This window comes from Streptomyces sp. NPDC093111 (genome assembly GCF_040683955.1).
Lineage (GTDB): Bacteria > Actinomycetota > Actinomycetes > Streptomycetales > Streptomycetaceae > Streptomyces.
Genome location: NZ_JBFBNW010000022.1, coordinates 85,531 through 103,716 on the forward strand (window position 1 = coordinate 85,531; position 18,186 = coordinate 103,716).

An 18,186-nucleotide genomic window follows, 5' to 3' on the forward strand; every position below is an offset into this window, starting at 1 on the left:
CGCGGGCGTGCCCGGGACCCCAGGGGTCCCGGGCACGCCCGCGGTGCGTCCGGGGTCAGACCATCTCGGGCATCTCGCCGACCGTGGTCTTGACGTCGATCACCGCGAACGCGGCACCCTGCGGGTCCAGGACCGCCGCGAACCGCCCGAAGGGGCTGTCCATCGGCCCGAACACCTTCCGCCCGCCGGCCCGCTCGGCCGCCTCCACGGCCTTGTCGCAGTTGTCGACCGCGAAGTAGATCTGGATGTACGCGGGGACCTCGGCCGGGAAGTCGTCGGGGCTCATCACCATCCGGCCCAGGACGGGACCGGCACCCAGGTCGAAGACCCGGTAGTCCATGTGCTCGTCCTTGATCTTCTTCGAGCCGAAGTCGAAGACCGCGGTGAAGAAGTCGTCGGACTTGCCCGGCTCGCGGGTGAAGACCTCCGCCCACACGTAGCTGCCGGTCTCGCCCTCCAGCTCGAAGCCCTCGTGGGCACCGGCCTGCCAGACGCCGAACACCACGCCCGTCGGGTCCTGCGCCAGGCACATGGTGCCGAAGTCGCCCACCTTCATCGGCTCCATCAGCAGCGTGCCACCGGCGGCCTTGATCTTCTCCGCGGTGGTCTCGGCGTCGGGCGAGGCGAAGTACAGACACCAGGCCGACTGCGGCTCGCCGTCCTGTCCGGGCATCGGCGGGACGACCGCCGCGACCGCCTTGCCGTTCTTGTACGCCTGGGTGTAGTTCCCGAACTCCGAGGCGGACTCGCCGAAGGTCCAGCCGAGGACGTCGGCGTAGAACGCCTTCGCCCCCTCGACGTCCGTGAACATCGCGTCGGTCCAGACCGGCGTGCCTTCCGTGCGTGAAGCCATGACGGGACTCTCTTCCGAATCGATGACGTGTCTACGGCCACGCTAACCAGGTCCGCCCCCGCCCGCCTGGTGACGCACGGTGACCGTGCTCCGTCCCGCGTCCCCTCCCGTGTCCCGCGCCGCGCCGTCAGCCGTTCCGGCTCGTCACCGTCGGTGCTCACGGGTGGTCGGCGACAGCTCCTTGAGCAGCGCCCAGAAGACCGGGAAGTCGGGGATCTCCTTCGACTCCCGGGCCCACCGGCCGCCGCCGGCGGTCCGCACCACCACCAGGCCGTCGCCGCGCAGCTCGCAGCGCCGCACCCGCTCCCACGGGGAGGTCCCCGAGGGCAGCGTGATGCCCCGCCCGTCCAGCGCCACCTCGCCGAAGGCGACGCTGCCGCCCTCCTCCAGGGTGGACACCGCCGTCGGCAGGGCGCGCCGGACCGTCTCGTCCAGGACGATCTGGGCCAGCTCGCGGATCTGCGAGTCGGTGGGCTTCGGCACGGTCTCCTCGTTGATGAACCCGCCCACCGACACGGTCCGCCGTCCGCCGGCCGACAGGCGGTACGCGTAGCGGGTCCCCGCGTAGCCGCCGTGGACGTAGGTGCGGGTGACGTCCTGGTGCATCGCGGTCACCGACGCCCAGGGCACCGCCCGCGCGCCGCCGTCCGCGCCGGGGCAGAGCAGCCCCCGCTCGTACAGGTACACGTACTCGTCGGGCCGTAAGGACGCGCCCGGCACCCTGCCGTACCGCCACACCTGCCGCCCGAGCAGCCCGAACGGCAGCGCGAGCAGCGCGATCCCCGCCCAGGTCCCGACCAGCCGGGTGGCGAGGACCGGGAGCCACAGGCTCGCCACCGTGAGGAGCAGCAGCGCGGCGGGCGGCCCGCCGCCGCGCCGTTCGCTCTCGGCGTGGTGCGCCCGGAATCCCCGTAGGTACATCCCGAGCCCGGCCTCGCGCGCGGTCCGCGTGGCCTCCTCGCCCGGCGGTGGCACCGTCACCCGGTCGCAGGTCGTCACCGCGCACCCCCCTCCCCCTCATCGGCATGATGTCAGGGGCGTCCCCGGGGGGCCAGACGCTCGACGGCGTATCGGTGGAACGGGGTGTCGTCGATGGGGAGTTCGGGGCGCCACAGCTTCAGCACCTGGGCCGAGGGGAGGAAGAGCGCGGTGGGCAGCCGGCCGGGGTCGGTCCACTCCCAGCGCTCGATCTTGTCGGGTTCGGCGACGGCCGGGGTGCCGGTGTGGGCGTGGACGACGGTCGCGGCGGTCATCCGGGTCAGCTCGGCAGAGGTCCGGGTGTCCAGGACGAGCCCGATGACCCGGGCGTCGGCCTCGTCGGCCACGAGCGTGGTCTCCTCGGCCAGTTCGCGCACCGCCGCCCGCTCGATCGACTCGCCGGGGTCGACCTTGCCGCCCGGGAGCTCCCAGACACCGGAGCGGTGCAGGCCGAGCAGGACCCGGCCGGCGGCGTCGGTGACCACCACGCCCGTGCCGAGGGATGCCTGGGCGGGGGGCGGCTGGGTGTTGCGGGCGGCGTCGGTCATGGACTCTCCTCGGGCGGGGCGCGTCGTCCCGCCCAGCCAACACCATGGCACCGACAACGCTCAGAGCACGGCGATGCCCAGGGGGCGCGAGCCGGCCGCCAGCCGGTGGGTGGAGCCGTCGGTGAGGTCGACGACGGTCAGGCCGTCCCAGGAGCCGTCGCGGGTGAAGCCGCCCGTGACGTAGGCGGTGCGCCCGTCCCCGGAGACGGCGACGTCCTCGTGCGGACCGTCCAGGGGGTGGACGCGCTCGGTGCCGTCGGGCGAGCGGACGGTGAGGGACGGGCCCCGGTCGGTGGCGGGGTCGATGGGGCCGGTGCCGACGGTCAGGAGGGTGCCGTCGGGGGTGACCGTGACGCCGTGCTGGTGCGTGTTCGCGGTCATCGGCTCGATCTCGGAGCGGCCGGTGCGCGGGTCGAGGACGACGAGCCGCTCGCCCTCGAAGGGCAGCAGCAGCTTCCCGTCGGACGGGCGGACCGCCGCGTAGTGCGGCTTCAGCCAGGAGCCGAGCCCGCCCTCCGTCCCGTACGGGGCCACCTCGATCCGGCGCGGGCGCAGGGTGTCGGCGCGGACCACGGTGACGTCGAAGGAGTCGTGGTCCGTCGCGTACACCTCCGAGCCGTCGCGCGCCACGTCCACGTCGAAGGGCCGCCGCCCGACCGGCACGGTGTCCGTGACCTTCAGGGCCTTCGTGTCGATCACCTCCAGGGTGCCGTTCCCGCCCGGCACGTTGACGCCCACGTACGCCCGGCCGCCGTCGGGCGACAGGGCGATGCCCATGCCGCCGCCCCGGTACTCGCCGGTGGTGACGGGACCCGTCGCCGTCCGGTACGGGACGAGCGCGAGGCGCGTGCGCGTGACGGTGTCCACGACGGCCACGCCCTCGGCGGTGGCCACCCAGGCCCGGCCGTCGGCGCCGACCGCGAGCCCGTACGGCGCGGTGCCGACCCGCACCGAGGAGAGCGGCCCGCGCGCGGGGTCGACGAAGGTGACCGTGTCCGCGCCGAAGTCGGCGAGGAGCAGCGTGCCCGCCGGGGTGGGCGTGTCCGGGGACGGCGACGGGGCCGCCGGGGCGGGGGTCGGCGAGGCGGGGGAGGGGGTGGCGGGGGACGCCGGCGCGGAGGCTCCGGCGGCCTCCGTACCGCCCTGGGCGCACCCGGCGAGCAGGGCGACGGCGGCGGCCAGTCCGGCGAGGGCGCGGTGACGGTTCATCGGCGGGACTCCTGGGGCGGGGCGGGGCGGGTCCGGGCGGGTCCGGTAGGCGTGGGGCGGCGGGAACCGCCCGTGTCCCATGCTCCGGCCACCCCGCGGCCCGCCGGGTCAACCGATCGGCTGACCCTTCGACGGCCGAAGGGCCCGCACCCCGGTCGGGCCGAAGGCCCCGCCCCCGCACCCCCGCCGCCGGTCACCGCCCCCTGCCCTGCCCTGCCCTGTCCTGCCCCGACCGGTCCGGTTCGGGCGCGGTGGCTCCGTCAGACGACGACCACGTCGACCGCGGACACCGGATTGCAGCCGTAGCCGCGGGCGTTCCACGGTGCCCGCTCCGGCTGGACCGCCCCGTCCGCGTCGGTGGCCCGCGCGAGCACCCGGTAGCGGCCGGGGGCGTCCGGCGTCCAGGGGCGGGACCAGGCCGTCCACGCGTACGGGCCGGAGGGCCGGGTCAGTTCGGCGTCCCGCCATCCCGCCGACGGGTCCTCCGGGGCGTCCTCGTGCACGGTCCGCACCTCGACCCGCCGCACCGGCACCCCGTCGCCGGACCAGGCCCGGCCCCGCACCAGGGTCTCCCGGCCCCGCCGCAGGTCCTCGTCCGGCTCGGGCGCGGTGATCAGCGAGCTGACCCGCAGCCCGGCGACCGGGCCCGTGGCGCCGTCGTCCGCGTCGACGTACACGTACTCCTCGGTCTGGAACACCCCGGCGAAGGGCTCCGTGACCGCCCGCACGCCCACCAGCCACTTCACGTCCGCCACCGCGTACCGCCCGGGGACCACCAGCCGCACCGGCGCGCCGTGCTCGGGGGTGAGCGGCGCGCCGTCCAGGCGGGTGGCGAGGAGGGTGCCGGGGTGGCGGGCGACGGCGAGCGGCAGGCTGCGGGCGAAGGGCGTGCGGTGCCCGCGCACGGTTCCCGCGTCGGCACCGGTGAAGACGCACTCGACGGCCGCCGGGTCGATGCCCGCGCGTTCGGCGAGCAGCCGGAACGGGACGCCCGCGAACCGCGCGCAGCCGACCGCCCGCCGGCCCCAGGGCAGTCCCGGCGGCCGGGGCGTCATCAGGGTGCGCCCGTTGCCCGCGCACTCCAGGACCACGTCGAGTTCCGTGTGCGGGAGGGCGAGCAGCTCCGCGTACCCGAGGGCGAGGGGCGCCCGCACCGCCCCGTCGATCCGCAGCCGCCACCCGGCGGGCGCGAGGCGCGGCACGCCGAAGTGGTCGCGGACGAAGAGGGCGCCGGCGGGGGTGACCGGTTCGGTCAGCGCGGCCGACGGCGTCTCGGCGTTGTACGGGTCGGTGGTCACCGTCTCCGGCGCCCACGCGGTGGCTCCCGGCCCGCGGGGGATCACGGAGGGGCACATGGTCCCTCCAGGCTACGCCCGGACCCTCCTGGGCCGTCCGCCGGACGCTGGGTCATACTGACCCTCCTCGATCAACAGATTGTTCAAGGAGGACTCTTGGGCGCCAGTTTCAAGACGGTCATCGAGGTGGGCCCCGGCCACCTCGCCCAGGCGCGGGCCCTCGGCCACGCCTTCCAGGAGGCCATCGCCCCCGCCACCGTCAACTACGACTTCGACCACATCCGCGACGCCGCCGCCGCGATCCCCGACAGCAGCATCGTGCGGATGGTGCGCGGCTGGGGACTCCAGGAGCACGCCCCGGTCCTGGTCATGGTCCTCTCCCTCAAGGAGGCCGTCCGGCAGGCCCTGCCGCCCGAGTCGGCGCAGGCGTCCTTCTGGGACACCGTCGAGCGCGAACTCGTCGACGCCTTCACGGGCCTCGCCGCCCAGGAGGGCCTGCCGGGCCTCGCCTACTACGAGGAGGGCGCCGACCGCACCCGCTACTACCGGGACCTGTTCTTCGCCCTCCAGGACGAGGAGACGGGCGAGCACATGTACGCCATCGCGTTCTGCATCGACGTCACCATCGGCCTCGGCAAGGAGGCCGTCGGCGCCCTGGAGATGACCGACGCCGTCCCCTTCGCGATCCGCCTGAACGCGATCGTGCTGCGCCAGGAGCTCGCCCCCGCCCTCGCCGCCTGACCCTCCGCACCACGTCACGGCCCGCCGTCCCGGGCCATGGCCTTCCGCGGGTACCGGGCGGTAGCGTCGCCGCACAGCGGAGACCGGCGGAAGGACGAGACGCGCGATGACCCAGCGGTTCGGCGACTACCAGAACGAGATCTACCTGGCCGGGCTCTTCGGCACCCCGCCCACGCTCCCCATGACCTTCGCCGAGCTGGAGGACCGGGCCCGCGCCGCGCTCCCGCCGTCCGTCTGGTCGTACGTCTCCGGGGGCGCCGGCGACGAACACACCCAGCGGGCCAACGTCGAGGCCTTCCGCGACTGGGGTCTGGTGCCCCGGATGATGATCGGCGCCGCGCAACGCGACCTCACCGTGGACCTGTTCGGACTGCGGCTGCCCACCCCGCTGCTCATGGCCCCCGTCGGCGTCATCGGCCTGTGCGCCCAGGACGGACACGGCGACCTGGCCACCGCCCGCGCCGCGGCCCGCACCGGCGTCCCGATGATCGCCTCCACCCTGAGCGTCGACCCGATGGAGTCGGTCGCCGCCGAACTCGGCGACACCCCGGGCCTCTTCCAGCTCTACACCCCGACCGACCGCGCCCTCGCCGAGAGCCTGGTGCACCGCGCCGAGGCCGCCGGGTTCAAGGCCATCGTGGTCACCCTCGACACCTGGGTCACCGGCTGGCGCCCCCGCGACCTCGCCACCGGCAACTTCCCCCAGCTGCGCGGCCACGCGCTCGCCAACTACACCTCCGACCCGGTCTTCCGCGCCCGCCTCGCCAAGCCGCCGGAGGAGGACCCGCAGGCCGCCGTCCTGGAGTGGACCGGCCTCTTCGGCAACCCGCTCACCTGGGACGACCTGCCCTGGCTGCGCTCCCTCACCTCGCTTCCCCTCGTCCTCAAGGGCCTCTGCCACTCCGAGGACGTCCGCCGGGCCAGGGACGGCGGCGTGGACGGCGTCTACTGCTCCAACCACGGCGGACGGCAGGCCAACGGCGGACTGCCCGCCCTCCATGCCCTGCCGGACGTGGTGGCGGCGGCCGACGGACTGCCCGTGCTCTTCGACTCGGGCGTCCGCACCGGCGCCGACGCGGTCAAGGCCCTGGCCCTCGGCGCCACCGCCGTCGCCGTCGGCCGCCCGTACGCCTACGGCCTCGCCCTCGGCGGTACCGACGGCATCGTCCACGTCCTGCGGTCGCTGCTCGCCGAGGCCGACCTCGTCATGGCCGTCGACGGCTACCCGGCCCTCGCCGACCTGCGGGCCGAGGGCGCGCTGCGCCGGGTGTGAGGGGGCGCGGGGGCGGGGCCGTTCAGCGTCGTCCGAGGACCTCGGCGAGCCGGGAGAACCCGTCCGCGCCGTGCCCGAGGGCGACGGTCCGGCGGGCCAGCCCCTCGGCGGCGCGCATCACGCCCGCCTCGATGCCGTGGTCCTCCGAGCTGTGCACGATGTGCGCCATCGACGACACCGCCGAGGTCAGCGGGTTGCCCTCGCCCGAGTACGAGCCGCTCTCCACGTCGTCGGCCCACTCCCGGAACAGCGGCGGCAGGATCGCCCCGATCCCCTCGGCGAACGGGGCGAGTTCGCGCGGGGAGACGCCCTCCGCGGTCGCCAGCGCCAGCGCGTGGGTGTAGCCGGCCATCGCGGTCCAGAAGATGTCGAGCAGCGCGATGTCGTAGGCGGCGGCCCGCCCGACGTCCTCGCCGAGGTGGGTGTGGGTGCCGCCCAGGGCGTCGAGCACCGGCCGGTGCTCGTGGTGCAGCTCCTCCGGGCCGCTGAACAGGAACACCGCCTGCGGCGTGCCGATGGTCGGGGTCGGCGTCATGATGGCGCCGTCGAGGTAGCGGATGCCGTGCTCCCCGGCCCACCGGCCGGTGTCCCGGGCCCGCCCGGGGGTGTCGGCGGTCAGGTTGAGCAGGGTGCGCCCCTTGAGCGCGGCGGTCACCGGACCGCGCCGCAGTACGGCGTCCGAGGCGTCGTAGTCGACCACGCAGACGACGGTCAGCGGGCTCGCCGCGACCGCCTCCTCCGCGGTCGCCGCGCCGAGCGCGCCCCGGGCGAGCAGCTCGGCGTCCCGGCCGGGCGTGCGGTTCCACACGGTGGTGCGCACCCCGGCGGCCGTGAAGGCGCCGGCCAGGGCACGGCCCATGGGGCCGAGCCCGATCACCGTGACGGCCGAGGACCCGGGGGAAGCCGGGGAGGCGGGGGCGGTGGGGGAAGAAGGCATGACGGAACTCCCTTGGAGGTGAGGTAAGAAGGCAAGGAGACGACGCGAGACACCGGAGGACGACGCAGATGACGCGCAGCCGCGCCCTGGACACCGACGTGTGCGGAGTGACCGCCGCGATCGCCGTGATCGACGGCAAGTGGAAGACGCTGCTGCTGTGGCTGCTGGAGTCCGGCCCGCACCGGCCCGGCGAACTGCGCCGGAAGGTACCGGCGATCAGCGAGAAGGTGCTGACGCAGGCGTTGCGGGAGATGGAGACGGACGGCCTCGTCCACCGCGAGGTGCACGACGTGGTGCCGCCGAAGACCGTCTACTCGCTCACCGGATTCGGCCAGGAGCTCGCCACGGCGCTGGCTCCGCTCTCCGACTGGGGCCACCGCAGGCTGGACCGGCTCACCGAGGAGCGTGCCGTGTCCTGATCCCTCGTCGTCCTCCTGTTCCGGCCGTGGTCCGGGGCGGGGTGCCCCGGGTGTCTCCCGGCCTCCGCCAGGTTCTCCCGGGGGCGCGGGCGGCGACAAGTACCCACAAAAAAGTGGGTGTCGGGGAGTCCCATGGACGCCCACGCCCGGGAACGACCGCGGCGCGCCGCGGCGTCCGTCTCCTCGGGGCCGCGGACCGGGGCCTTTCGGCCGTCCGTCGTCCGCGTCCTCCCGCCTGAGGGGATCGCCGTGGCGCACCGCTGCCCGGAGGCGGCAGCCGGTCGTGTCCGTCACCTGACCGGCCGACGCCTGCCGTCACCACCCCACCGGCCGCCGCCGTCCGGCGGCCGGTGGGCCCCCGGGTGCTCAGTCCACCGGCGCCAGCAGGTGTCCGAGCACCGCGCGCGTCGCGCGGGCCACGGCGGCGCGGGTGTCCTCGGTGTGGTCGAGGGTCTCGAAGCCGTGGCGGGCGAGCGGGGCGTCGACGACGTCCACCTCCGCGCCCGCCTTCCCGGCGGCGGTCAGGAACTCCTCCACCGTCGCCGCGAACACCTCGTGCTCCAGCTCCGCCCGGACCAGCACGACCGGCGGGCCGCCCGCGGCCACCGCCGCGGCGGGCCGGAAGCGCGGGGGCACCGCGCGCCAGCTGGGCGGCGGCGCGAGGACCGGATAGCTCAGGGCCACCGTACGGAGCCAGGGCGCCGGAGCCGCGAGCCAGTCGGCCGAGAGCAGGCCGCCCGCCGACAGGAACCACAGCGCGATCCGGTCCCCGTCCACCCGCGGATCGGCACGGACCAGCTCCACCGCCTCGGCCAGGTCCTCCGCCGCGCGCGGATAGTCCGCCAGGTCGTGCAGACGGTGGTCCAGCGTCGCCCCCACCACGCCCAGGCCCGCCACGTACCGGGCGTAGCCGAGCAGGGTCGCCGAGTCCCGGGGCGTCGGTCGCGCGTCGGGCGGCACCGGCCCGCCGTGCACGAACAGCACCGCCGGGCGCGGCCCTTCGGCCTCCGGCAGATGCAGATCGACCCGCCCCTCGCGCACCCGGGGCCGCTCCTCGACGTCCAGGAGGAAGGATCCCGTGTGTGCCGGACGCTCCCGCTCCGGCGCCTTCACTCGGTGCCCCTCGTCCGCCGCGGCCCGCAGCAGCGCCCCGGCCAGTTCGCCGGGCGCGGAGAGCATCGGCCAGTGCCCGGTGCCCAGTTCGAGGAAGCCGACCCGCGGACCGGCGAGCACCCGGAACGCCGGCGGGCCCGTCGCCACCAGCAGCTCGACCATCGCGATCCCGGAGCCGTTCGCGGTGCACAGCACCCCGGTCGTCGGCCGGTCGAAGGGGCTGCCGGTCAGCCGCAGCGGCTGGGTCAGCGTCCGCGCGGGCTGCGGCGCGGCGAGCCGGTCCAGCCGGTCCAGCGCCTCCGCCGGGATCCCCTCCAGGCTGCCCCAGCGCCCCCACTCCCCGCCCGACGGCGGCGCCACGAACCCGTCCCGCTCGACGGTCCCCTCGGGGGCGAGCGCGAGCGCCGCGTCGCCGTCCCCCGGCATCCCCGCGTCCAGGTACACCACCCGCGCCACCCGCCCCGGCCGCCGGTCGGCGGCGCCCAGCACGGGGTGGATGCCGTAGTCGTGCCCGACGAGCACCACCTCGGACGCGCCGCAGGCGTCGACCGCCCGCAGCACGTCCGCGACGTGCGTGTCCAGGTCCGTGCCCGGCCCGCCGGGCGGCCCGTCCACCATCCCCGTCAGCCCCACCGGAACCGCCTCGGCCCCCGCCTCCCGCAGCCGGTCCGCGACCTCGCCCCACACCCAGCCCCCGGTGAACGGCCCCGACACCAATACGAATGCGGTCATCTCTTCGTCTCCTCACGTTCCTCCTGGCAGGGCGAACGGTAGGAACTCCCCCTGGGGGAGGTTCAAGCGCGCGAGGGCCCGGCCGGCCGACGCGCCCCGCGGGTTAGCCTGGTGCCTCGCGGCGGGGGAGGGCGTGCGGGTGTCACCGGAGGAGCTGTGGAGCATCGGCGAACTCGCCGAGCGCGCGGGCGTGACCGTCAAGACCGTCCGCTTCTACTCCGACCGCGGGCTGCTGCCCGAGGCCGGGCGCAGCGGCGGCGGTCACCGGCGGTACGGGCCCGAGGCACTGGACCGGATCCGGCTGATCCGCTCCCTGCGCACGCTCGACCTGCCCGTCCCGGACGTCGGGCGGGTGCTCGACCGCGACGACGACCTGGCGGACGTCGTCGCCCGGCGACTGCGGGAGGTCGGCGGCCGGCTCGCCGCCCTGCGCTGGCAGGAGGCGTCCCTCAGGCTCCTCCAGGACTGCACCGCCGAGGAACGCGTCGAGCGGCTGCGGCTCCTCGGGACCGTGCCCGTGCCGCCCGACACGACGGCCCTGGCCCGCTTCTGGCGCCGCACGCTGCCGGTACGGCTGCCGCCCCGGCTCGCCGCCACGATCGTCGGCGTCGCCGTGCCCGACCCGCCCGAGGACCCGACCCCCGCCCAGGTCCTGGCCTTCGCCCGCCTGCACGAACTCGTCGCCCGGGCGCCCGCCCCGGTCGTCCACCTCGACGGCCTCGACCACCGGCCCGCCGTCCTGTACGAGGGCCTCGGCGAGGCGTACGCCCTCGCGGCGGCGCACCTGCGGGCGGGCCGCCCGCCCGTCGCGGGCGAGGCGCTCGACTGCTTCGTCGCCGCCTACGCCGCCGCCCTCGGCGTGCCCGACACCCGCGCCTTCCGGCGCCGTCTCGGCGGGCTGATGATCCAGGGCGCCGACCCGCTGATCGCCCGCTACTGGGAGCTGGCGGCCGAGGCGGCCACGCCCGCCGCGGGCCGCGCCGAACCGACGGCCGGCGCGACCCACCACTGGCTCTGCGTGGCCCTCAAGACCGGCCCCGGGACACGTCCGTTCCCGACCGGTCAGGAGAAGGAGCGCCCGAAGAACTCCAGCTCGGCGACGGCCACCTGACGCGTCGGGTCCGCCCGCCACGCCGTGCGCACCACGAGCCGCACGGACACGGCGTCCCGCACCCGCAGCTCGATCTTCTGGGTGCCGCCGTCATTGATCCGGTGCTGCGATACGTGCGTCTCGCCCGCCGAGTCCGTGACCACCAGGTCGAAGGTGCGCGGCGTCGCCTGCCCGTCGGCCCGGGTGGTGTTCTTCCCGCTGCCGGGCGTGATCAGGACCGCCAGCAGATCGGTCGGCTCGCCGAACAGCGCCTCCAGGTACTGGCCCGCCGAGTCGCCCGCGTACCCGGTGCCCCACCAGGTGTTGGAGTAGCCGTCGCCCGCCATCGCGGCCCCCTGCTTCGGGGCGGAGTGCGAGGCGCGCCAGGCCGCCGGGTGGACCGGGGTCCGGTCGGCGAAGTGGTCCTGCACGGCGCGGGCGGCCGGCGGCCCGCCGAAGACGCCGCCCACGACCACGGCCACCACGGCGGTCGTCGCCAGGGCCCGCACGATCCAGCGCCCCCGGTCCCGGGCGAGCCGGGGCCGCTGACCCGCGTACGGGCCTTCGGCCGCCGTCAGCGGTCGCGCGACCAGCGGCGTCGCGCAGACCCGGCAGAAGTGCCGGCCGGGGGTGTTGCCGGTCCCGCAGGCGGGGCACGGCGTCCCGCCGTGCGCCACCACGGGCGCCTCGGCGGCCCGGACCGTCGGCCGGGGCGCGTCCGGGCGGCCCGGCAGCACGGCGGCCGGGGCGGCCGGGTCGCTCTCCGGGACGGGGACCAGGAGGGCGCGGGCGACGGTGTCGGACGGGCCGGAGGGGCGCACGGGGGCGGGAACGGGAGCCGAGGCCGCGGGGGCGGGAGCGGCGGCCGGTGCCGCGGGGGCCTCGGCCGGGGCCGGCGTCTCGACCGGGGCGGCGGTGGCCCGGGCCGGGGCCCCTGCGGCGGGCGCCGCCGGGGCATCGCTCCCGGTCGCGGGCCCGTCTCCGGTGGCGGCCGTCGGCGCCCCGCCGTCACCGCCGCCGCTCTCGCCCTCCCGTACCGCGGGCAGCGACTCGGTGACGGCCTCGGACGCCGGGGCGCCCGCGCCCGCACCGGCCGGACCGGTCGCCCCGCCGGTACCACCGGACCCGGCCGTCCCGGAGGTCCCGGCGGGGGTCGTCGAGCCGCCGTCCCGGGCGCCGTCCTCGGCGCCGTCCCCGGCCGCCGGGCGCGCCGACGGCGTGTCCCAGCGCAGGAACGCGCCGCACGCGTCGCAGAAGGACTGGTCCGCCGCCCGGACCGGACGGGCACAGTCCGGGCAGGGACGGGGCTGGGCGGTGTCGCTCATGGGGTGGAGACTCCTTCGGGGGCGGAAGCGGCGGTCACCGTGGTGGTGAACGGAAGATGGGCCGGGCGCGCGGCGGCCACGACCGCGCGCAGCCGGTACGGGTCCACGGCGCCCGGGTCGGCGACCCGGAGGGTGACGTGGAGTCCGGGCACGGGCGTGCCGGGGAACGGGCCGAGCGGACGCACCGAGAAGTGCGCCCCGCCGCTCTCGACGACCTCGGGCGCGGTGCCGAAGGCGAGCCGCACCGCCGCCACCAGACCGCGCCGGGTGCCGCGCACCCGGTGCAGCGCGACGGCCGCCGCGACGGCACGGCGGCGCGTCTCCAGCGGCTCGGAGCCGTCGAGTTCGGCGCCGACCCAGGTCGCCAGGTAGTCGACGAAGTCGGCCGGGGCCAGCGCGGGCGAGAAGTACGCCTCCAGCGAGTCCAGCACGTTGAAGAGGGGCGCGAGGACCACGTCCAGGCCCGACACGAACCGGCGCCCGAAGTCGTCCTCCGCGTACACGGCGGGCAGCGCGTCGCCCAGCGGGTACGGCGTCGCCAGACCCGGCACCGTACCGCGCGCGGAGCCGCCCGGCGCGCCGTGCCGCGACCCGTTCACCGGGCCTCGATCACGCGGACGTGGTGGTCGAACGGGAACAGCAGCGCCGACGGGGCCAGTTCGATCCGGTCCGTCGCCTCGCCCCGGCGGCCGGTCAGCGGGTCGGCCGGGTGGAGCAGCACCTCGTCGACGAGCTCCACGCCCGGCACCCGCTGGAGGGCCGCGAAGATCTCCCCGGCGCGCAGCGGACGCCCGAACGGCCAGCCCTCGCCGTGCACCCCGCCGGTCAGCGGATCGAGGTACGCGTAGAGCGCGTCCAGCGCGTCGGAGCGCACCTTCTCCGCCTTCACCGCCCGGAACGCGTGCAGCGTGGCCACCACCGTCGCCCCCTGGTAGAACGGCGGCCCGACCGCGAGGCGGGTGCCGAGCGGGCGCCGCTCGTCGAGGAAGTCCGTCACCCGGCCCAGCAACTCCTCGCCGGGCACGAGCTGTTCGAAGCGCAGCCGGCCGCCCCGGTCGGCCACCGCCTGCGGCACCACCAGGACCCGCACCGCGTTGTCCCCGGACTCCGCCGCGTCCGCCGCCAGACAGGCGATCCGCGCGGCCTCGGGAGCGGCCCGGCGGGCCAGCTCCTCGTAGTCGCGGGCGGTGACCGCCCGCTCCTGGGCGCGCAGCGCGATCGGCGCGCGCAGCCTGGCCTCCTCGACGGTCTCCCCGTCCACCCCGCCGCGCGCCGCCTCACGGTTCTCGACCCGGGCGATGTACGGGATGGAGCTGCGCAGCACGCTGATCGAGGACCGCGCGACGTTCCCGGCCCGGCCGCCGCCGGTGCCGTACCGGGCCACGCGGATCGCCGCGCCCTTCGGCGGCACCGCCCCGAACTGCCGCAGCGTGCCGTCGGGCTGGCGCACGCTCGGACCGAAGGCGATCTCGCCGGTCGTCGCGTCGAGGGTGAAGTGCCGGTCGCGGGGGCGGGAGGACGCGAAGTCGGGGACCAGGGTCCACTCCTGCCAGCCCGTCGCCGTGTCGCCCTCCAGCGCGGGGGCGCCACCGGCCCCGTCCCCGGGGCTCGCGGCGCCGGGCTCGTCCGTGTGCTCGGCGATCTGGAGCAGCATCGGCGGCCGGTTCACGACCGGCGCGTGGGTCAGCCGGAACCGCTGCCCCGGAACGCCCTCCGACACGCCCGGCGACTCGTCCCGCACCGTCTCCGCGTGCGCCGCCCGCACCGTACCGCCGATGGTGAAGGCGCTCGCGGCGCGGACCGTCGGCGACTCGCTGTACGCGGGCTGGCCCTCGGCCGCCTGGACGACCCGGCAGCGCACCCAGCCCGCCTCGTGCCGGCCCAGCCGGGACAGCGCGTGCCCCGCCGGTATGTGCAGCACCACCTCGCCGGGCCGGTTGAGACCGCCCGTGGTGTCCTCGTCGACCTCGCAGCCGACCCAGCCGTCCGTCGCCGTCCACGCCTCCCACACCAGCGGGGGCATCCGCGGGTCCACGCCCACGCCGTCCACCCGGCTGTCCAGGCCGAGCACCAGGACACAGCCGGGGACGGCCGCCGACAGGCCGAAGAGCAGCAGGTCGCCCACGGCCGGCAGCGGCGCGAACGCGGGCACGTCGGAGCCGCCGAGGACGTCCTGCGTCCGGTCCTCCGGGGTCTCGCCGGCCGGCTGGCGCAGGAACCGCGCCAGCTCGCAGGGGACCACCGTCAGATCGTCGGTGGTGGCGAAGACGACCGCCTCCTCCGTCTCCGTACGCCCGGTCGACACCTCCGTGCCGGCCGGCAGCAGCACCGGCTCGATCTGCGGCGCCGACAGCCGGAACGTGACGTCCGCGTGGGCCGCGGCCGGCGGGAAGAGGGTGATGCCGAGGAGGTCGAGGAAGGCCAGGTGGTTCTTCTCCGGGACCCGGTTGAGGCGGTAGACCAGCTGGTCGGCCATGTGCGCGACGGCCTCGACGAGCGTGACGCCGGGGTCCGAGACGTTGTGGTCCGTCCATTCGGGACACGCCTGCTGGATGTAGCGCTTGGCGTCGTCGACGAACTGCTGGAAGCGGCGGTCGTCGAGATGGGGTGCGGGCAGGGCCATGGCGGCTCTTTCAGTCCTCGGAGGGGATGACGTAGAAGGGGAAGACGAGGTTGCGCGGGTTGTTGGTGCCGCGCACCCGGTAGCGGACGTCGATGTGCAGGGTGGCCGGATCCCCCGGGGCCGGGGTCACCGTGACCTCCTCCACCTCGATGCGCGGCTCCCAGCGCTCCAGCGAGGTCAGCACCTCGTACCGGATCCGCCCCGTCGTCGCGTCGTTCACCGGCGCGAAGACCAACTCGTGCACCGCACAGCCGAATTCGGGCCGCATCGGCCGCTCGCCCGGCGCCGTCGCGAGCACCAGCCGCATCGACTCCTCGATCTCGCGGTCGCGCCGCACGAGCGCGATCGACCCGCTCGGCCCGGTGCGCAGCGGGAACGCCCAGCCCGCACCGACGAAATGCTCACTCATGGAAGGTCCTCTCTCCGCTCACGGGCCCGTCAGAGCGGGGAGGCCGCGATGACCGGGTTCGGCATCGGGACGGTGAAGGTGACGATGTTGGGCGCGTTGAGGACGGCCTGCGTGGCCGAGGCCTTGAACCGCGTCCCCGCCTTGATGTCGACCCCCATGGTCGACTTGATGTCGACCCCGGTTCCGGCGTTGAGGCTGATCTTCCCCAGCGCGGAGAGCGTGAGGTCCGCCCCCGACTCCACCGTCACCCCGCGCGCGCCGCTGATCGTCACCGTGCCGTCGCTGTCCACGGTCAGCGTCGTACGGGCCTCGTTCAGCTCGATGCTCAGCTTCCCCTGCGCGGTGCGCAGCCGGATGCCGTGCGAGGCGCGGGTCCGGCCGCCGCCCTCCTCCCGCAGCTCCACGGTGTGCCCGGTGCGCGAGGTCAGCGCCCGCCACTGCACCCGGCCGCTGGTCGGGTCGACCGGCGGCACCCGGTCGGTCGCCGGAGTGTGCTTGTCGACGCCGTTGTACAGCCCGGCCAGGACGTACGGGTGCTCAAGCGAGCCCCGGTCGAAGGCGCACAGCACCTCGTCGTCGACGTCCGGCAGCATCAGCCCGCCGCCCCCGCGCCCGCCCAGCTGCGCCACCCGGCACCAGTCGCTCTCGTACGTCGCCGACAGCCACGGGAAACGCAGCCTGACCCGGCCCAGCGACAGCGGATCCTTGGTGTTGGTGACCAGCGCGACCGCCACCCCCGGCATCGGCGGCGCCGGCTCGCCGCCGCCGGCGGCCGTCCCGTACAGCGAACGGAACTGGCGTCCCGACACCGTCAGCCAGGACGTGAACTGCCGCCCCGACGCGAAGACGTGCCGCACCCCGGTCGCCGTGTACCGCCCCTCGAACGGGAACCCGGCACCCTTCACCGCCACCGGCTGCCCCGGCTTCAGCTCCGGGTTGCCAGTCACGGCCACCTCCACCTCCGCGAACGAGCCGGTGACGTCGTCGGCGAGCGAACGCGCCGCCTGCCGCACCTCCGACTGGGTGGTGAACGGGCGGTCCGCCAGGGTGAGTTCGGCCGTCCCGAACGGCGCGGAGAGCTGCGCGGGCGTGATGTCCGAGACGATCTCCGTGCTGCTCGCCGCCGGCGTCGGCGACGACAGCGCCTGCTTCGTCCGCGGATCCCAGCCCCGTACGTCCACCCGGCCGACCTGGCCGGCCGCCGTCACCGACACCCGGCTGTGCAGCGTGTTGTGCCCGAAGTCCAGGACGTACGGGCTCTGCGCGGCCGGCGTCGTGTCGGCCGGGGCGGACGCGGCGGGCGGCAGGGCCGCGAAGGTCAGCCGGCCCGCCGGGTCCACCGCCAGGCGCACGTCGTTCGCCTGCGCCAGCCGCGACAGGAAGTCCCAGTCGGTGATGTTCGGCTGGGTCGCCAGCTCGTACACCGTCGGCGTCGCGTCGACCTGCCCGAGCGGCACCCGGTTCAGCGCCGCCACCTTCCGCACGATGTCGGAGGCGGTCATGTTCGGATAGCCCTCGACCCGGCGGTTGCGCAGCAGCCGGTGCCCCGGGTCGTAGCCGCGCACGATCAGGTACCGGCCCAGCGTCGGCGCCGCGTCCGTCTCCAGGGCCGTCACCTCGCCCGTCAGCATCGGCGCGCCGAGCCGCCCGTCGGTGAACGGCGACAGCACCGCCATCGCCCCCACCTTCAGGAAGGGGAACTTCTCCGTCAGCGTGCCGTCCTTGTCGCTGAAGGTCAGCTGGAACGCCGACGGCACGTTGACGCTCGCGTCCACCCAGCCCTCCGTGAGCCGGACCGCGAGCGGGTCGGGGAGTGTCACCCCGTCCAGCTGCACGTGCAGGACGGTGGTGAAGGTCTTCTCGCTCATGCGGCGCCCTCGGTCGGCGATCGGAAGGTCGGTACGGACGGCCGGACCGCCGCCGGAAGCTCGGAGGCGGACGGCAGCAGCAGCTCCGTGCCGGGGCTCAGCCGCATCGGGTCGTCGATGCCGTTCGCCTCGGCGATCACCCGCCAGCGGGTCGCGTCGCCGTACTCCCGCCACGCCAGCGAGGCGAGCGAGTCACCGGCGACCGTGCGGTGCACCCGGCGCGCGGACAGCGCGCCGGACGTCGGGTTCTGCTTCTTCGTCTCCGACGCGACCTCGGTCAGCGACAGCGAGCACGTCGCCCGGATCGGCACCCCGCTCGGGCTGAACAGCGTGTACGTCGCCGACACGTTCGTCACGTACGCGACGAACTGCACCGTCGAGAACGAACCCCACGAGAACCGCACCCACGGCGGGCTCGGCGCCTTCGAGTCGACGCTCTGCGCCGTCACCTCGCAGCAGGACAGCAGCAGCTCCACCTGGCTCTGCACCGCCGTCGAACTCGGCGTCCCCGACGCGTCCAGGAACACCTCAAGCTCCAGCGCCGCGGGCCGGCTGCCGGTGAACTTCGGCGGCGCGCCCCGGGTGTAGGCCACCGCGGGCTCCGTGTGCCAGTCCGCCGAACGGCTCAGACGTAGCTGGTCGGGGTTGAACTGGAACTTCACCTCGCCGATGGAGCCGCCCATCGAGCCGCCCAGGTCCGTCGGCGGCTGATGGATCGACAACGAGGCCCGCGACAGACCGCGCGCCGCCTTGCCGCCCGAGGGCGCCGCCAT

General features: G+C 75.6%; 17 protein-coding genes. 4 read left to right on the plus strand and 13 right to left on the minus strand.

All coding sequences use genetic code 11. The annotated features are described in order from the left end of the window. Nucleotides 1–55 precede the first annotated feature (55 nt). From AB0Q96_RS31925 to AB0Q96_RS31945, 5 genes are all read right to left on the minus strand, one after another. Nucleotides 56–853 (minus strand): VOC family protein, encoded by a 798-nt coding sequence (locus AB0Q96_RS31925; RefSeq protein WP_365331586.1) that lies wholly within the window; start codon nt 851–853, stop codon nt 56–58. Nucleotides 854–997: 144 nt separating this feature from the next. Next, nucleotides 998–1,852, minus strand: a complete 855-nt coding sequence (locus AB0Q96_RS31930) for a DUF6585 family protein (RefSeq protein ID WP_365331588.1) — start codon at nt 1,850–1,852, stop codon at nt 998–1,000. A gap of 32 nt (nt 1,853–1,884) precedes the next feature. Continuing rightward, nucleotides 1,885–2,379, minus strand: coding sequence for an NUDIX domain-containing protein (locus AB0Q96_RS31935; protein WP_365331590.1), 495 nt, complete (start codon nt 2,377–2,379; stop codon nt 1,885–1,887). A 60-nt stretch (nt 2,380–2,439) separates the two neighbouring features. Further along, a complete protein-coding gene (locus tag AB0Q96_RS31940) occupies nt 2,440–3,588 on the minus strand; it encodes a YncE family protein (protein ID WP_365331592.1) in 1,149 nt (382 codons plus the stop codon). Nucleotides 3,589–3,848: 260 nt separating this feature from the next. Further along, nucleotides 3,849–4,943 carry a sulfite oxidase gene (locus AB0Q96_RS31945; protein WP_365331594.1) on the minus strand — a complete coding sequence of 365 codons (1,095 nt, stop codon included), beginning with the start codon at nt 4,941–4,943 and terminating at the stop codon, nt 3,849–3,851. 96 nt (nt 4,944–5,039) lie between these two features. Between AB0Q96_RS31945 and AB0Q96_RS31950 the strand changes: the two genes are divergently transcribed. Next, nucleotides 5,040–5,624: a Type-2Aa cytolytic delta-endotoxin gene (locus AB0Q96_RS31950; RefSeq protein ID WP_365331596.1), complete on the plus strand. Its 585-nt coding sequence runs from the start codon at nt 5,040–5,042 to the stop codon at nt 5,622–5,624. Nucleotides 5,625–5,730: 106 nt separating this feature from the next. Further along, on the plus strand, nt 5,731–6,897 hold the full coding sequence (locus AB0Q96_RS31955) for an alpha-hydroxy-acid oxidizing protein (RefSeq protein ID WP_365331598.1): 1,167 nt from the start codon (nt 5,731–5,733) through the stop codon (nt 6,895–6,897). A gap of 22 nt (nt 6,898–6,919) precedes the next feature. Here the strand turns inward: AB0Q96_RS31955 and AB0Q96_RS31960 are convergent, their stop codons facing one another. Then, nucleotides 6,920–7,834, minus strand: coding sequence for an NAD(P)-binding domain-containing protein (locus AB0Q96_RS31960; protein WP_365331600.1), 915 nt, complete (start codon nt 7,832–7,834; stop codon nt 6,920–6,922). A gap of 68 nt (nt 7,835–7,902) precedes the next feature. Here AB0Q96_RS31960 and AB0Q96_RS31965 point away from each other — a divergent pair, with 68 nt between their 5' ends. After that, nucleotides 7,903–8,253, plus strand: coding sequence for a helix-turn-helix domain-containing protein (locus AB0Q96_RS31965; protein ID WP_365331602.1), 351 nt, complete (start codon nt 7,903–7,905; stop codon nt 8,251–8,253). A gap of 366 nt (nt 8,254–8,619) precedes the next feature. Here AB0Q96_RS31965 and AB0Q96_RS31970 read toward each other — a convergent pair whose 3' ends face one another. Further along, nucleotides 8,620–10,098, minus strand: a complete 1,479-nt coding sequence (locus AB0Q96_RS31970; RefSeq protein ID WP_365331604.1) for an alpha/beta hydrolase — start codon at nt 10,096–10,098, stop codon at nt 8,620–8,622. A 139-nt stretch (nt 10,099–10,237) separates the two neighbouring features. Here AB0Q96_RS31970 and AB0Q96_RS31975 point away from each other — a divergent pair, with 139 nt between their 5' ends. Beyond that, nucleotides 10,238–11,209 carry a MerR family transcriptional regulator gene (locus AB0Q96_RS31975; protein ID WP_365331680.1) on the plus strand — a complete coding sequence of 324 codons (972 nt, stop codon included), beginning with the start codon at nt 10,238–10,240 and terminating at the stop codon, nt 11,207–11,209. Here AB0Q96_RS31975 and AB0Q96_RS31980 read toward each other — a convergent pair. The 6 genes from AB0Q96_RS31980 to AB0Q96_RS32005 are packed head-to-tail and all read right to left on the minus strand — an operon-like array spanning nt 11,161 to nt 18,186. Then, nucleotides 11,161–12,513 carry a hypothetical protein gene (locus AB0Q96_RS31980; RefSeq protein WP_365331606.1) on the minus strand — a complete coding sequence of 451 codons (1,353 nt, stop codon included), beginning with the start codon at nt 12,511–12,513 and terminating at the stop codon, nt 11,161–11,163. The two genes, AB0Q96_RS31975 and AB0Q96_RS31980, sit on opposite strands and share 49 nt — an antisense overlap. Further along, nucleotides 12,510–13,112 carry a phage tail protein gene (locus AB0Q96_RS31985; RefSeq protein WP_365331607.1) on the minus strand — a complete coding sequence of 201 codons (603 nt, stop codon included), beginning with the start codon at nt 13,110–13,112 and terminating at the stop codon, nt 12,510–12,512. Before AB0Q96_RS31985 ends, AB0Q96_RS31980 begins: the two co-directional genes overlap by 4 nt. Then, a complete protein-coding gene (locus AB0Q96_RS31990; RefSeq protein ID WP_365331608.1) occupies nt 13,109–15,136 on the minus strand; it encodes a putative baseplate assembly protein in 2,028 nt (675 codons plus the stop codon). Before AB0Q96_RS31990 ends, AB0Q96_RS31985 begins: the two co-directional genes overlap by 4 nt. Nucleotides 15,137–15,146: 10 nt before the next feature. Continuing rightward, the gene (locus tag AB0Q96_RS31995) at nt 15,147–15,545 is read right to left on the minus strand and encodes a GPW/gp25 family protein (RefSeq protein WP_132917962.1); all 399 of its coding nucleotides are present in this window, start codon (nt 15,543–15,545) and stop codon (nt 15,147–15,149) included. 29 nt (nt 15,546–15,574) lie between these two features. Then, nucleotides 15,575–17,413: a VgrG-related protein gene (locus tag AB0Q96_RS32000; RefSeq protein ID WP_365331610.1), complete on the minus strand. Its 1,839-nt coding sequence runs from the start codon at nt 17,411–17,413 to the stop codon at nt 15,575–15,577. Continuing rightward, nucleotides 17,410–18,186 carry a LysM peptidoglycan-binding domain-containing protein gene (locus AB0Q96_RS32005; protein WP_365331612.1) on the minus strand — a complete coding sequence of 259 codons (777 nt, stop codon included), beginning with the start codon at nt 18,184–18,186 and terminating at the stop codon, nt 17,410–17,412. Before AB0Q96_RS32005 ends, AB0Q96_RS32000 begins: the two co-directional genes overlap by 4 nt.